Below are 14,913 nucleotides of genomic sequence, written 5' to 3' on the forward strand. Positions count from 1 at the left end.
TTCACCAGGAACTAACCATGACCAGAGCTCTGCTGCTGGCCATAGGGCTTATGATTGCTGCGCCACTGAGTACAGCAACGTCCACCGGCTCTATTGCCGTCGCGTTGACGCTATTCTCGCGTTGCGACATCTCGCGCCAGAATGAACACACGCTGCCGACTATTGATTGTGGTCGTCACTTTAGCGCGCAGCCGCGTATCACCGAACGCGTATTAAAACGCGACGCCAAACGCCGTGAATCGGCACGCTTAGTCACTATTGAGTGGTAAAGATCTGGCTACCGGGACGGCAGCCAGAAGCAGCATTAGATGCTGAAGGAAGAACCGCAGCCGCAGGTGGTTTTGGCGTTAGGGTTAGTGACGATAAAACGTGAACCTTCCAGGCCTTCGGTGTAATCCACCGAGCCGCCAACCAGATATTGCAGGCTCATCGGGTCAACCACCAGCGCCACACCTTGTTTCTCGATGGTCATGTCGCCGTCGTTCATTTGATCGTCAAAGGTGAAGCCGTACTGGAAACCGCTGCAACCGCCGCCGGTGATGTAAACGCGCAATTTCAGCTCAGGATTCTCTTCATCAGCAATCAGGTTTTTTACTTTTTTAGCTGCTGCATCAGTGAATTGCAAAGGCAGCGCTGCTACGTCGTCACTCATCTTTTACTCCGGGTAAACGTCCAGGTCAGAAAACGACCTTAATTTCGCTATTATCTGCCAGCCGTCCAGTGCAATCAAGTCTCAAGCTTGGCACTGTGTGCCGCAGCATGCGCATGAAAGTATATACCCTAAACTTTAGCGCAAGCCGTTCTTCCCGTAGAATGGCGCCAGATTTTTTCCCGAACAGCAGGAGCAGAACCATGAGTAAGTCAGAAAACCTGTATGCCGCAGCGCAACGCCTGATCCCCGGCGGTGTGAACTCCCCGGTACGTGCCTTTACCGGTGTGGGCGGCGTGCCGCTGTTCATCGAACGCGCTGACGGTGCCTATCTTTATGATGCCGACGGCAAAGGCTATATCGATTATGTCGGTTCCTGGGGCCCGATGGTGCTGGGGCATAACAACGCCAACATCCGCAATGCGGTGATTAAAGCGGCCGCGCGCGGTTTGAGCTTCGGCGCACCGACCGAGATGGAAGTCAAAATGGCCGAGCTGGTGTGCGAACTGGTGCCAAGTATGGACATGGTACGTATGGTGAACTCCGGCACCGAAGCCACCATGAGCGCCATTCGCCTGGCGCGCGGCTTCACCCATCGCGACAAAATCATCAAATTCGAAGGCTGCTACCACGGTCACGCCGATTGCCTGCTGGTGAAAGCCGGTTCTGGCGCGCTGACCCTTGGCCAGCCAAACTCGCCGGGTGTACCGGCCGATTTCGCCAAACACACGCTGACCTGCACCTATAACGATCTCAGCACCGTACGTGCCGCATTCGAGCAATATCCTAAGGATATCGCCTGTATCATCGTGGAACCGGTGGCAGGCAACATGAACTGCATTCCACCACAGCCAGACTTCCTGCCGGGCCTGCGTGCGTTGTGCGACGAATTTGGTGCGCTGCTGATCATTGACGAAGTGATGACCGGCTTCCGCGTGGCATTGGGCGGTGCTCAGGCTTATTACGACGTCACGCCCGATCTCACTTGCCTGGGTAAAATCATCGGCGGCGGTATGCCAGTAGGCGCGTTTGGCGGTCGTCGTGATGTCATGGATGCGCTGGCACCCACCGGTCCGGTTTATCAGGCCGGTACATTGTCCGGTAACCCAATTGCGATGGCGGCGGGCTTTGCCTGCCTGACGCAGATTGCACAACCGGGCACGCACAGCACGCTGACCGATCTGACCACGCAATTAGCAGAAGGTCTGCTGGCAGCGGCGAAAGCCGAAAACATCCCGCTGGTGATCAATCACGTTGGCGGCATGTTTGGTATTTTCTTCACCGATGCGCAAGAAGTGACGTGCTATCAAGACGTAACGCAGTGCGATGTTGAGCGCTTTAAGCGCTTCTTCCACCTGATGCTGGAAGAAGGCGTCTACCTCGCACCATCAGCGTTCGAAGCGGGCTTTATGTCGCTGGCGCACAGTAAGGAAGATATTCAGCGCACCATCGATGCGGCGCGCCGCAGCTTCGCGCAGCTGTAAATGACAAGGGCGCCACATGGCGCCCTTCTGCTATGCCCTTCTCAGCAGCCAGATAAAATATGGTGCGCCGAAGAAGGTGGCCATCAGCCCTGCTGGAATCTGATCCGGGAACGCCAGCATCCTGCCGCACCAATCGGCGAAGATCATCAATCCGCCGCCCAGTAAACCTGCCATCAGCACCTGCGGTAACGCGCGGCGGAAGCCGAGCATTCTTACAATGTGGGGTGCCATCAGGCCCACAAAACTCAGCGGCCCAATGGTTAAGGTGGCTGTGGCGGTTAGCGCTGCCGCCAGCAGCAGCAAACAGAGGCGTGATGTGGTCAGCGCCATGCCTGCCGAACGCGCAGTGGCGCTGCCAAGTGGTAGCAATGTCAGCCAGCGGCTCGCCAGCGGCGCCAGGGCAATCAGCACTATGCCAACCACTGCACTTTGAACGGCCTGCTGCATATTGATGTTGTAGGTTGAGCCAGAAATCCAGCTCAGTAAGCCGCCCATGCGCGGATCGCCACTCGCCAACAGCACCATCAATAACGTCACGAAGGCGCTGTTGAGCGCCATACCCGCCAGCAACATGCGTTCTGGCGAAAACCCGCCGCGACTCGCCACCAGCATAATCACCAGCAGCGTCAGGGCCGCACCGAGCGCGCCGGCGGGCAGCAGCCATGCCACGGCATCGCCCGGGACGAAGAACATCATCACCACGACGCCGCACGCGGCCCCCGAGCTGATGCCCAGCACTTCCGGGCTTGCCATGGGGTTACCGGTCAGCCGCTGAATCAGCGCGCCTGCTACGCCAAGCATCATCCCGACCACCAGCGCGGCCAGTACGCGCGGAGCGCGCCACGGCAGCAGCTGTTGCAGCATATCGCCGCTCACCCAGCTAAAGCCTTGCGCGTCACGCCCAAAAGTGATGCCAATCCAGCTCAACAGCGCCAGAATCAGTAAGCCAGTCAGGCACCAGCGCAACACGTTCTGCCGCTCGGCAGGCACATTGTCACCCTGATTGAGCGCAGGTGGCACCGAGCCCGTGCGCAGTCGCGGTAGCAGCCACAGCAGAATTGGCACGCCAATCAGCGCGGTCGCCGTGCCGGTAGAGACTTCACGCCAGTGGCCGGTCAGCCACTGCACGGCTTGATCCGCCAGCCACAGCAGCAGCGCACCAATCAGCGGGGCCAGCAGCATGCGGCTAAGTAAGCGACGTCCGCCGAGCATCTTCGCCAGCAGCGGCGCAAACAGGCCGATAAAGCCGATAATACCCGCCACATTGACCAGCTGCGCGCTAAGCAAAATTGCCAGCGCTAATGCGGCAATTCGCGCCGCCGATAGCGCCAGACCGAGGTTTTTCGCTACACCATCGTCCAGCCCCATTAGCGTCAGCGGACGCAGCAGCGCCAGCGCCACCACAAACGCCAGCAGCAGACGCGGCCATAGCTGCGCCACGTTGTGCCCATCAAGCTGATTGAGCGCACCGGTACTCCACAGGAACATGTTCTGCAGCTGATCGTGATTGAAGATAGCGAAGATCTGGTTCACCGAACCGGCATACAGACTCAGCACCAAACCGGCAAGAATCAGCGTCACCGGCGAAAGACGTTTGCCCCAGGCAACCCCAAAGACCAAAACCCCGACCATCACCGCGCCACCCATCGCTGCAAACTGCTGTGTCAGCTCGCCACCCGGCAGCTGCCACAGCGTTGCCACGGTAATACCAAGCTGCGCACCGGACGATACGCCGAGCGTAGTGGGTTCTGCCAACGGATTGCGCAGTACCTGCTGGAACAGCAAGCCGGCCAATCCCAAGCCCGCACCGACCAGCAGCGCCAGCGCTAAACGCGACAACATGCTGTGATGAAAGACCACTTGCTGGATGTTGTTAATATCGGGCGCAAAAAATCCCTGCGGCCACTGTTCGATCGGCAATGCGTTACGTAAGTTAATAAACGTTAGCGCCAGCGCCAGCAGACATAGCGTACTCAGCAGCGCGACGGGAAAAAGACGATTGCGCATCATTGCGACTCCAGCGCGTGTTCCAGCACGCTAACAAATTTCAGCGCCGAATAGGTCGCACCGTAATACCACACCGCCGGAACGCGCTGGAAACGTCCGCCGCGCACAAACGGCAGCGCCTGCCACAACGCGGTTTTCATGACTTGCTGCATATCGCGCTCGTTGTCGTGATCGAAGCAAATCACCTGTACATCACCGACCTCCGCCAACCGCTCCAGCCCGACGACCGCGCTGCCCCAAAAGTTGGTTTCGCCCTGCCAGGCATTCCGCAACCCGAGGATCTCCATCACTTCGAGAAACAGGCTGTTTTTACCGAAGGTGATGGCATGGCGACTATCCATTAGCGACATCAAGAGCACCGGGCGATTGGCCCACGGCTTAAGGCGCTCACGCGCTGCCGCCAGCTGCGCATCCACATACTGTAGATGCGCAGCTGCCTGCGCTTCTCGCCCAATCCTTGCTCCCAGCGCATGTAACGAGTGGCGCGCGGTGGTTAACGGTTTGCCATCGCCGCTATTGAGGTCAAAACCCATGGTTGGCGCAATGCGCTGCAACTTATCCAGCGCCGGGCCGTAACCATTGGAGTGCAGAATCAGTGAAGGTTCGAGCTGGGTCATTAGCTCAAGATTAGGTTCGGTGCGTAACCCCAGGTCAATCACGCGGGATGGCAGTGGTGGATCGCCCACCCACACGTTGTAGTTGTGCATATCAGCCACGCCGAGTGGCACCACGCCGAGCGCCATCAGCAGCTCCACCGGCAGCCACTCCAGCGCCAGAATGCGTTGTGCATCCGGCAATGCCGCTCGCAGCGGTAGCGCGGACATGAAGGGTGAGAGCGCCAGCGCCGTCAGTAGGCGGCGGCGAGAGATGTCTAACATAGTGCGCCTCAGTACACGAAACTGACGGGCGCGCCGCCCTGCGGATGAGGCAAAATCCCCATCGGAATACCGTAGATGTTGCCCAGCACATCAGCCTGCATGATCACTTCGGGGCCGCCTGCGGCAATCACTTCACCGCCACGCAGCGCCACTAAACGATCGCAATAGCGTGCCGCCATGTTGAGATCGTGCAGTACCGCAATCACCGTTAGCCCGCGCTCGCGGCTGAGTCGTTGGATCAGCGCCAGCACATCAACCTGATGGGCGATATCCAGCGCTGACGTGGGTTCATCCAGCAGCAGACAGCGGCTGTTTTGCGCCACCAGCATCGCCAGCCACGCGCGCTGCCGCTCGCCGCCGGAAAGGCTATCCACCAGACGTCCGGCAAAGGGTTTTAATCCCACCAGCGTAATCGCTTCGTCCACCCGATCGCGATCTTCCTGACCATAACGCCCCAGCGCGCCGTGCCACGGATAACGGCCAATCGCCACCAGTTCACGCACCGTCATCCCCTCTGCCGCTGGCAGCTGCTGCGGCAGATACGCGACCTGGCGCGCAAAATCTTTACTGCCCCAGTTTTCCACCGCATCTTCATTCAGCAGTACACGCCCTTCACTCGCCGCATGGTGACGGCCGAGCATTTTCAGCAGCGTAGATTTGCCGGAGCCGTTGTGACCGATCAGCGCCGTGACTTTGCCGGGCGCAAAGGTGAGAGACAGCGGATGAAGGAGCGTGCGGCCAGGCACCCGAAAACTAACGTTATCGAGCCTGAAAGTGGTTTCTGCGTGATGCGGATGCTGCATGATAATCCCTGGTTAATGGGCATTGTAAGGTCGCCATTAATGGCGGCCAGAAACTCAGGTGCGCATAAATGCGCACCCTACAAACGCGTTAGAAGCGGAAAGTCGCGGTTCCGACAATCTGCCGCTCAGCGCCCCAATAGCAGGCGTATTCGCGGTAGCAGCTGGCAACGTATTCACGATCGAATAGGTTATTCACGTTCACGCCGATGGTTGATCCCGGCATGCCAAAGCGTGCGAGATCGTATTTCAGCGCAGCATCAACGGTGGTGTAACCGGCTACGTCGAAGTTTTGGTTAACGTTAGCCGCGTCATTGGGGCTGTAGATACCTTTACTTTCACCGACATAACGCACGCCTGCGCCCACCGTTACGCCTGAAAGCGCCGTTTCATGGAAGGTGTAATCGGTCCACAGCGATGCCATATGCTTCGGCACCTGATTTGGCGTTTTGCCCTTCAGGTTGGTGTCTTCGGTATACTCCGCATCGGTGTAGGTATAAGACGCCGTCATGTTGATATTGGCATTCAGAGCCGCTTTAGCTTCCAGCTCAACGCCGCGTGAGCGAATTTCACCACTCTGAATACTGGCAAACGGGTGGTTAACCGTATCCGGATCGGCCGTCAGATTCTTGGTCTTCGTCAGTTGATAAACCGCAGCCGTGAGGACAACAGGGCGATCTTTTGGTACGTATTTCACGCCCGCTTCATACTGTTTAGCACGGGAAGGATCAAATGCCAGGCCATCCCAGGTTGAACCCGAGTTTGGAATGAAGGCTTCGCTATAGCTGAAGTACGGCGCGATCCCATTATCGAACACGTAGTTCAGGCCACCGCGCCAGGTGAAGGCCTGATCGTTCTGGCGATCGACCTTATCCGTCACACGATCGTAAACCGAGTTCATGGCGTAATCGTAGCGTCCGCCCAGGGTTAACACCCAACGGTTCCATTCCATCTGATCCTGCGCGTACAAGCCGGTTTGGCGCTGCTTGTTAAGATGCTGATACGGATCATCAAACGGCGTTACGCTATCGTCGCCATAGTGTGGATTGACTGCACTCAGCGGTGATGCGGTACCAAACTGCGCATCAATGTCGTTGCGGGTTCGCTGGAAATCAACACCCAGCAGCAGTGTATGATCAACCTGGCCCGTCGCAAATTTGGCTTGCGCCTGGTTATCCACCGCAAACTGATTCAGCTTTTCATTGGAAACGGCAGAGCCGCGAATGATCTCTAAAGTGTCCGGATTAAAGTTGCTGCCATAAATACTGCGATAATCGGTACGCAGATCGGCATAGCGCAGATTCTGCCGCACCGTCCAGGTATCGTTGAAGCTGTGCTCAAAGTTGTAGCCCACCATCTTGGTGTTACGCGAGATCTTGTTGCTGTCTTCGCCTTCATCAAAGTTGGTCGGCAATTTGTATTCGCTGCCATCAGGACGTTTAATGCCTACAACGGTTCCCTGACGCGGCAGCCAACCGTAATAGCCGGTTTCCGGTTCGTTCTGGAAATAGGTCAGCAGATCGAAACGGGTATTTTCATCTGGACGCCAGCTGAATGATGGCGCAATGGTATAGCGCTTCTCTTTGTTCATATCTTGCTGGGCGTCAGCGCTATGCGCCAGACCGGTGAGGCGATAACTGTACACGCCGTCATCATCAATCGAGCCGCCGAAGTCGAAACCGGTGGAGAAGAGGTTGTCAGTGCCCATTTGGAACTGCACTTCACGCAGCGTCTCCTGCGTTGGACGTTTGCTCACCAGCGATACAACGCCGCCTGGATTGCTCTTGCCATACAGCACCGAAACCGGACCGCGCAGCAGTTCGGCGCGTTCCAGGAAATAGGGATCGATCGCAAACTCTGAGTAGTTATCACCCTGCAGTTTCAGGCCATCAAGATATTGGTTGGTATTCGTTTCGCTGAAACCACGAATCGACAGGGCATCAATGACATTGGAACTGCCGCGGTTGCCGGTCAACACGCCAGGCGTATAGTTGAAAGCCCCTTTCACGCTGGTGACGTTTTTCATCGCCATCTCTTCCTGCGTGACCACAGAGATCGACTGCGGGGTCTTCTCAATCGGAGTATCGGTTTTAGTACCGGTAGCGCTACGCTTGGCGGCGATGGTAGGTGACGGCCCCCACGCGCTCTCCTGCGCAACGGCACTGCCGCCATCCGCGCTGACAACGACAGTATCTTCTGCCAGCGCCTGCGCGCTGAGCGTGCCCAGAGTCAATGAAATAAGCCAGGCCAGCGGTCGACGGGGTGAACTCGGGCGTAAAAAACAAGGATTAGTGCTTCGCGTATTCATAAGTGAGATCTCTCGAAAAAAGTCGATGCAGGCGAATACAAACGAGAATGATTATTATGACGCACGGATAATAGGCGAAATACGCCAATATTCGCAACTTGTAATGGCTTATTGCGCGGGGTTAGCGACCAGATCGCGCATATCCATGATCGCGATTAACAAAGTTGCAGGCATGAAAAAAGGGCGCCGTAGCGCCCTCTGTTTTCTCAGCATGCTATTTGCTGCCGAACATATCCTTAATCCAGCCAGCCACGCCGTCTGAATCTTTCTGCTCGTTTTGCGGCTGCTGCTGTTGCTGCTGCTGTTGCTGTTGCTGCTGCTGTTCTTGCTGCTGCAACTGCTGCTGCTGTTGCTGCACCTGCTCTTGCTGCTGCTGACACAGCGCATTCGGATCCAGCGACCACACCGGCAGAGAACGCCATGTGCTGCTGCCGCTACCACAGATAAAGTTACCGGCAGAATCGACGTTCATCTGCGTGATATCTTCCGGTGGCGTCAGCACCAGCGGCATCGGCGCCTGATTATCGAGATAGCGGCGATAGAGTTGCATCGCCCCGCTCGCACCGTACAGCTTCGATGTCTGGTTGTTGTCGCGGCCCACCCAGGTAATCGCCACCTCTTTGCCATCAACACCGGCGAACCAGCTGTCGATCAGGTCATTGGTGGTACCGGTTTTGCCGGCCAGATGGGCATTCGGGTAACGCGCACCCAGCGCACGCGCGGTACCATGATCTGCCACCTGCTGCATGGTGTAGAGCGTGAGATAAGCGGCCTGCGCCGGCTCCACGCGCTGCGCCTGCGGGTAGCTCTGATACAGCACGGTACCATCTTCAGCAATCACCGAGCGCACAGCCGAAAGCTCCGCGCGGTTCCCTCCACTGGCAATCGACTGGAACGCCTGCGCCACTTCAATCGGCGTCAGGTTCAATGCCCCCAGCAGCATGGACGGCACCGGATGCAGCTGATCTTTCGGCACGCCCAGCTTGGTCCAGGTATCCACGACCGCATCCAGACCCAACGTCATACCAAGGTTAACCGTCGGTACGTTCATCGAGTTGGTTAATGCATCCACCAGCATCACTTTGCCGCTGAAGCGACGATCGTCATTCATCGGTTTCCAGATGGTGCCGTTCGGCTGTTTCAGCGCAATCGGCTCATCAGCGATCCAACTGTTAAGGCGATAGCTGTTCGGCTGGCTCAGTGCGGTTAAATAGGTAGCCGGTTTCGCCAGCGAACCAATTGAACGACGCGCCTGCAGCGCACGGTTATAACCGGCAAACTGCGGATCGGCACCGCCTACCATGGCGCGCACTTCACCGCTAAAGCGGTCAACCACCACCATCGCGGTTTCCAGATCCTTCAGGCCACGCTGTTTTTTCAGCGTTGGAATCCCTTCCACCACCGCTTTCTCGGCCGCATCCTGTGAAATCGCATCCAGCGTGGTGAAAATTTTCACGCCAGAGAGATCTTTCATTTTGTCGCCGAGCTTAGCCTGCAGCTCATTCCGCACCATCTGCATAAATGCCGGCTGCGGCGTGATGACACCGCCTTTCGGCTGCACGCCAAGCGGACGCGCCGACAGCATGTCGTAAAGCTCCTGATCGATGACGTTCTGCTGCTGCAGCAGACGCAACACCAGATTACGTCGCTCCAGTGCCAGTTTCGGATTACGCCACGGGTTATACAGCGACGCGCCTTTCACCATGCCGACCAGCATCGCCTGCTGATCGAGGCTCAGCTCATCCACCGGACGACCAAAGTAGTACAAACTCGCCAGCGGGAAGCCGCGGATCTGATCGTTACCGGTCTGGCCGAGATACACCTCGTTGAGGTAGAGCTCGAGGATGCGATCTTTGCTGTAGCGCGCATCCATGATCACCGCCATGTAGGCTTCACGCGCTTTACGCCACAGCGAACGCTCGTTGGTGAGGAACAGGTTTTTTACCAGCTGCTGCGTCAGCGTACTGCCGCCCTGCACCGCTTTACCGGCAGTCAGGTTGGCGAGGAACGCGCGACCAATCGAGTACGGGCTAATGCCATCATGCTCGTAGAAGTGGCGGTCTTCGGTGGCGATCAACGTGCTGACCAACAGGTCCGGGAAACCGGCGCGTGGCACGAAGAGACGTTGTTCACCGTTTGGCGACTGCAGCATGGTGATCAGACGCGGATCGAGGCGGAAAAAGCCAAAATCGCGGCCGGTGTCGAGGTTTTTAATCTCGCTCAGCTCATTTTTGCTAAACGTCAGACGGGCGTTAATCTGCCCTTCTTTGCTGTCCGGGAAATCAAACGGACGACGCAGCAGATCAATGGTGTTGCCCTTAACGCTGAACTCACCCGGACGCGTGATGCGCGACACTTCGCGATACTGCGTGCCTTCCAGCAGCGCAATCATCTCTTTTTTGTCGTAGGACATGCCCGGTTCAAGGCTCACCATGCGACCATAAACGGCCGCGGGCAGTTGCCACACTTTGCCGTCGATGCGACTGCGAATTTCCGAGTCGAGATAGACGCCCCAGGCGGCCATCACCACAACAAACACCAGGAAGAGTTTAATCAACCAGCCTAACCAACGACGTTTGCCGCGTGGCGGTCGTTTTCCTTTACCTTTACCTTTTGGTGGCACTGGTCCACTCTCCTCATCTTCTTCGTCAAAATCGTCCTGATCGATATCATCATCCAGCTCCCTGCGGCGACCCCGACGCGCAGTACTGCGCGGTGGCTTTGGCGTTTTTCCTTTACGCCCAATAGGTTCGCGATCGTTCCCAGACATGCTTTTATTCTCCAGGCATTGCTACGGCGGCGGCCGTTACTCTAACTGCTTTCTCGTGCTGCGCATGGCAGAACCCTCTGAATTCGATCCAAAGCGTTTCACGATGAAAATTTCTTGGTCCGCCTTGTGGGTAAGGCGTTCGCCGGATCGTCCGGCCACGGATGCTTCGGATAGCGCCCTTTCATCTCTTTCTGCACGTCCAGATAGGCACCGCGCCAGAAGGCTGCCAGATCGCGGGTGATCTGTAGCGGACGGTGTGCAGGTGAGAGCAGCTCCAACACCAGCGGTATGCGGCCATCCGCCACCGCCGGATTCTGCGCTTCGCCAAACATCTCCTGCATCCGCACCGCCAGCGCAGGTGGCTTCTCAGCATCGTAGCGGATCGGCAGGCGGCTTCCGGTCGGCACAGTGTAATGAGTTGGCAGCACACTATCCAGCCGCTGGCGCTGTGACCATGTCAGCAAATGTAATAATGCGCTGACAAGGTTGATGCCCTGCAATCCTTTCAAATCGCGCACCGTGCTCATCTCTGGTAATAACCAGCTTTCCAGCGTATCGAGCAAGCTGTCATCGTCCAGCTGCGGCCACGCCTCTTCCGGCAGCCACTGCGCTGCACACTGCACCCGCAAGCGTAGCTGTTCGGACTCCGGTTGCCAGCCCAGTACCGCTAAGCCTTTTTCACGGATCCAGCGCAGCATCGCCGGATGCAATATTTCGGCTTCCGGACGCGCCTGCGGCTGCGCTTTTAGCACCAGCGCACCGATGAGTTCGCGTTTCCAGGCGCGTAACGTGCCTTTCTCCTCATCCCACTCCACGTCGGTGCGTTGCTCAATCAGCGTTGGGCACTCGCGGCTTAGCGCGTCGATGTTCACCGGCAGCGCCAGCAGCATGCGCGCATCCGCCGCGCTCGCGCCCTGCAACAGCACCGGCGCGATCAGCCATTCATAGCGGCTCAACCCATCCTGCTCGTTGAGCATTGCGCCAATGCCGTTCGCCAGCTGATAGCGCGCGCTGTCGCCACGGCGCTGCGCCAGACGATCGGCAAAACCAGCAGCCAGCAGTTGCGGAAACAGATCGGGATTGATGTTGCCGCCGCTGGCGTTAAGGCGTTTTTGCCACTGACGCGCACGGCGTTGCCAATGCGATTGCGGATGGTTGAGCGCATCGCGCAGATCGACGCTGCTGCTGCGCGGGGGATCTTCCAGAATCGCCACCAGCAGCGCGGCGCTGGCAATGGCGTTGTTGTCTTGCCCGGCAGCAACCAGAATGGCACTCAGACGCGGATCGCTACCCAGCGCAGCCATTTTGCGACCGCGCGCGTTGAGCTGGTGATTTTTCAGCGCGCCTAAGCGGGTTAATTGTTCGCACGCTGCGCGCAAATTACGCGGCGGTGGTGCGTCGAGCCAGCTGAGCTGCGCCGCCTCCTGGCAGCCCCATTGCAGCAAGTCGATCTGCAGCGACGTCAGATCGCTGTTAAGGATCTCCGGTTCGCTCTGCGCCGCGGCACGCAGTGCCTGTTCCTGCGGCAGTAAATGCAGGCAGATTCCGGGTTCAAGACGTCCGGCGCGACCGGCGCGCTGCGTCATCGACGCCTGGCTGATGCGCTGCGTTTGCAGCCGCGTTACGCCGCTGCGCACATCAAACTGCGCCGAGCGTTCCAGCGCGCTGTCGACCACCAGGCGAATGCCCTCGATGGTCAAACTGGTTTCCGCAATGTTGGTCGCCAGCACCACTTTGCGACGCCCCGCCGGTGACGGTAAAATCGCCCGCCGCTGGGCATCCAGCGATAACGCGCCATATAAAGGTGCCAGATCCACCTCTTCACTGACGCGCGCTTCCAGCTCGCGCTTCACCCGCTCAATCTCTGCCACGCCGGGTAAGAACAGCAGCAGCGAACCGGCTTCTTCGCGCAGTAGCTGCGCCACTTCGCGCGCTACCGCTTCTTCAAAACGTTGCTGGCTATTAAGCGAGGCATAACGGCGTGTGACCGGGAAGCTGCGGCCTTCCGACACAATAAAGGGCGCGTCCGGCAGCAGCTGACGCAAACGCTGGTTATCGAGCGTCGCTGACATTAGCAAGATCTTCAGATCGTCGCGCAGCCCCTGCTGCACATCGAGCAGCAGCGCCAGCGCTAAATCCGCTTGCAAACTGCGCTCGTGGAATTCGTCGAGGATCACCAGCGACACGCCTTCCAGCATCGGATCGTGCTGCAGCATGCGCGTCAGAATGCCTTCCGTCACCACTTCCAGTCGGGTAGTGGCGCCGCAACAGCTTTCACCGCGCATGCGATAGCCGACAGTCCCGCCTGGCTGCTCGTCGAGCAGCTCTGCCAGACGCTGTGCCACGTTGCGTGCAGCTAACCGACGCGGTTCCAGCATGATGATGCGGCCCGGTAATTGACCGTGTTGCAGCAGCTGTAACGGCAGCCAGGTGGATTTACCTGCGCCCGTTGGCGCCGCCAGCAGCACCTGTGGCGACTGCGCCAGCGCGGCCAGCAATTCGGGCAGCACCTCGCTTACCGGTAACTCACTCAAACTCAACTCCCAAAATGCCTGTGCTAAGATGGCGCGCATTGTAGCACTCTACGACGTGGATTACCGGAGGCCAACCTGGCAACGCAACGTCTGTTTTTTGCCCTTGAACTGCCCGCTCCGCTTCAGCAACAGCTGGTGCAGTGGCGTGCAGATAACTTTGCTGCGGAGGCGGGTAAACCGGTGGCGGCGGCCAATTTGCACCTGACGCTGGCGTTTCTTGGCGAGGTGAGCGATGAGACATCGCGCAAGCTGCAGCGGTTAGCCTCGCGCATCGTGCAACCGGGCTTTGCGCTGGATCTGGATGATGCCGGCCACTGGCCGCGTCCCGGCGTGGTGTGGCTAGGTTGCCAGCGTGCGCCGCGCGGTTTATTGCAACTTGCCAGCCTGCTACGCGCACAGGCCGCACGTCATGGCTGTGCGCAGAGTCCACAGCCTTTTCATCCACACGTCACGCTGCTGCGTCACGCCGCGCATCAGGTTACGCTGCCGCCGCGCGGCTTTCACTGGCGCGCTGATATCCGCCATTTCGCCTTGTTTGCATCGAACGTTGCTGGCGGGCGCACGCGCTATCAGGCGCTAGCCCGTTGGCCGCTGCCCTCATCGACAGGAGTATAAATGCAGTTCGATCCGCCGCTCAGACCCGCCCGCTTAATCGCCCGCTACAAACGTTTTTTAGCCGATGTGATAACGCCAGAAGGCGAAACGCTGACCATTCACTGCGCTAACACCGGCGCAATGACCGGCTGCGCCACGCCGGGTGATACCGTGTGGTACTCAACCTCCACCAGCGCCACGCGCAAATATCCGCACAGCTGGGAGCTCACCGAGACCCAACAAGGCCACTGGATCTGCGTGAATACCCTGCGCGCTAACCAATTGGTGCGTGAGGCGCTGACTCTCAATACGATTCCGGAATTATCCGCTTACAGCCATTGCCAGCCTGAAGTGAAATACGGCACGGAAAAAAGCCGAATTGACTTCCTGCTGCAAGCGGAGGGCCGATCGAACTGCTATATTGAAGTCAAGTCCGTCACCCTTTTACATCTAGGTAAAGGCTACTTTCCGGATGCTGTGACGACTCGGGGCCAGAAACATCTGCGCGAACTTAGCACTATCGTGGCAGAAGGCCATCGGGCCGTTTTGTTGTTCGCTGTTTTGCATACGGGGATTGAGGACGTTTCCCCGGCACGCCATATCGACGTGCAATACGCAGAACTACTGGAACAGGCGCAACGCTGTGGTGTGGAAGTGTTAGCGTACCGTGCTCAGATATCACCTTTACAGATATTACTTACGCATCCAATTAACGTAGCGTTGTAATATTTATAGCAATTTGCTGTGATAGGAATGTTCTGGGCGAGGCGCTGAATACGCGATTCTTCAGAGGCTTGTCAAGTAGTGGTCAGGATTAATTGCCAACCTTGATGGCTTCTGCTATTTATAGCGGCCTGTTTTTTTCCCTTTAAGGGAATCGATAGTGCGT

11 protein-coding genes are annotated in these 14,913 nt (G+C 57.9%); 4 read left to right on the plus strand and 7 right to left on the minus strand.

What is annotated here, in order from left to right; genetic code table 11:
• Nucleotides 1–17 precede the first annotated feature (17 nt).
• Nucleotides 18–269, plus strand: coding sequence for a hypothetical protein (locus CRO19_RS05120; RefSeq protein WP_097094885.1), 252 nt, complete (start codon nt 18–20; stop codon nt 267–269).
• A 35-nt stretch (nt 270–304) separates the two neighbouring features.
• On the opposite strand, the gene erpA is transcribed toward CRO19_RS05120, so the two are convergent.
• On the minus strand, nt 305–652 hold the full coding sequence (gene erpA, locus CRO19_RS05125) for an iron-sulfur cluster insertion protein ErpA (RefSeq protein ID WP_013507930.1): 348 nt from the start codon (nt 650–652) through the stop codon (nt 305–307).
• A gap of 200 nt (nt 653–852) precedes the next feature.
• On the opposite strand from erpA, the gene hemL reads away from it, so the two are divergent.
• A complete protein-coding gene (gene hemL, locus CRO19_RS05130) occupies nt 853–2,133 on the plus strand; it encodes a glutamate-1-semialdehyde 2,1-aminomutase (protein ID WP_097094886.1) in 1,281 nt (426 codons plus the stop codon).
• Between the two features lie 30 nt (nt 2,134–2,163).
• Here hemL and fhuB read toward each other — a convergent pair whose 3' ends face one another.
• From fhuB to hrpB, 6 genes are all read right to left on the minus strand, one after another.
• Nucleotides 2,164–4,140 (minus strand): Fe(3+)-hydroxamate ABC transporter permease FhuB, encoded by a 1,977-nt coding sequence (fhuB, locus tag CRO19_RS05135; RefSeq protein ID WP_097097594.1) that lies wholly within the window; start codon nt 4,138–4,140, stop codon nt 2,164–2,166.
• A complete protein-coding gene (fhuD, locus tag CRO19_RS05140; RefSeq protein ID WP_097094887.1) occupies nt 4,140–5,018 on the minus strand; it encodes a Fe(3+)-hydroxamate ABC transporter substrate-binding protein FhuD in 879 nt (292 codons plus the stop codon). Before fhuD ends, fhuB begins: the two co-directional genes overlap by 1 nt.
• A gap of 8 nt (nt 5,019–5,026) precedes the next feature.
• Nucleotides 5,027–5,821, minus strand: coding sequence for a Fe3+-hydroxamate ABC transporter ATP-binding protein FhuC (gene fhuC / locus CRO19_RS05145; protein WP_097094888.1), 795 nt, complete (start codon nt 5,819–5,821; stop codon nt 5,027–5,029).
• Nucleotides 5,822–5,909: 88 nt separating this feature from the next.
• Nucleotides 5,910–8,126: a ferrichrome porin FhuA gene (gene fhuA, locus CRO19_RS05150; RefSeq protein ID WP_097094889.1), complete on the minus strand. Its 2,217-nt coding sequence runs from the start codon at nt 8,124–8,126 to the stop codon at nt 5,910–5,912.
• A gap of 214 nt (nt 8,127–8,340) precedes the next feature.
• Complete coding sequence (gene mrcB, locus CRO19_RS05155; RefSeq protein ID WP_097094890.1) at nt 8,341–10,896, minus strand: bifunctional glycosyl transferase/transpeptidase; 2,556 nt, start codon at nt 10,894–10,896, stop codon at nt 8,341–8,343.
• Nucleotides 10,897–10,994: 98 nt separating this feature from the next.
• Complete coding sequence (hrpB, locus tag CRO19_RS05160) at nt 10,995–13,469, minus strand: ATP-dependent helicase HrpB (protein ID WP_097094891.1); 2,475 nt, start codon at nt 13,467–13,469, stop codon at nt 10,995–10,997.
• A gap of 36 nt (nt 13,470–13,505) precedes the next feature.
• On the opposite strand from hrpB, the gene thpR reads away from it, so the two are divergent.
• The gene (thpR, locus tag CRO19_RS05165; protein ID WP_097094892.1) at nt 13,506–14,045 is read left to right on the plus strand and encodes an RNA 2',3'-cyclic phosphodiesterase; all 540 of its coding nucleotides are present in this window, start codon (nt 13,506–13,508) and stop codon (nt 14,043–14,045) included.
• On the plus strand, nt 14,046–14,750 hold the full coding sequence (gene sfsA / locus CRO19_RS05170; RefSeq protein WP_097094893.1) for a DNA/RNA nuclease SfsA: 705 nt from the start codon (nt 14,046–14,048) through the stop codon (nt 14,748–14,750). It abuts the gene before it with no gap.
• Nucleotides 14,751–14,913: the final 163 nt, after the last annotated feature.

The sequence above is a fragment of the Candidatus Pantoea floridensis genome, assembly GCF_900215435.1.
Lineage (GTDB): Bacteria > Pseudomonadota > Gammaproteobacteria > Enterobacterales > Enterobacteriaceae > Pantoea > Pantoea floridensis.

Bases quoted from the DNA above. Each gene is read 5' to 3' on its own strand.
- CRO19_RS05120 (WP_097094885.1), top strand. From the start codon at position 18: ATGACCAGAGCTCTGCTGCTGGCCATAGGGCTTATGATTGCTGCGCCA.
- erpA (WP_013507930.1), bottom strand. From the start codon at position 652: ATGAGTGACGACGTAGCAGCGCTGCCTTTGCAATTCACTGATGCAGCA.
- fhuB (WP_097097594.1), bottom strand. From the start codon at position 4,140: ATGCGCAATCGTCTTTTTCCCGTCGCGCTGCTGAGTACGCTATGTCTG.
- mrcB (WP_097094890.1), bottom strand. From the start codon at position 10,896: ATGTCTGGGAACGATCGCGAACCTATTGGGCGTAAAGGAAAAACGCCA.
- sfsA (WP_097094893.1), top strand. From the start codon at position 14,046: ATGCAGTTCGATCCGCCGCTCAGACCCGCCCGCTTAATCGCCCGCTAC.
- hemL (WP_097094886.1), top strand. From the start codon at position 853: ATGAGTAAGTCAGAAAACCTGTATGCCGCAGCGCAACGCCTGATCCCC.
- fhuA (WP_097094889.1), bottom strand. From the start codon at position 8,126: ATGAATACGCGAAGCACTAATCCTTGTTTTTTACGCCCGAGTTCACCC.
- fhuD (WP_097094887.1), bottom strand. From the start codon at position 5,018: ATGTTAGACATCTCTCGCCGCCGCCTACTGACGGCGCTGGCGCTCTCA.
- fhuC (WP_097094888.1), bottom strand. From the start codon at position 5,821: ATGCAGCATCCGCATCACGCAGAAACCACTTTCAGGCTCGATAACGTT.
- hrpB (WP_097094891.1), bottom strand. From the start codon at position 13,469: ATGCGCGCCATCTTAGCACAGGCATTTTGGGAGTTGAGTTTGAGTGAG.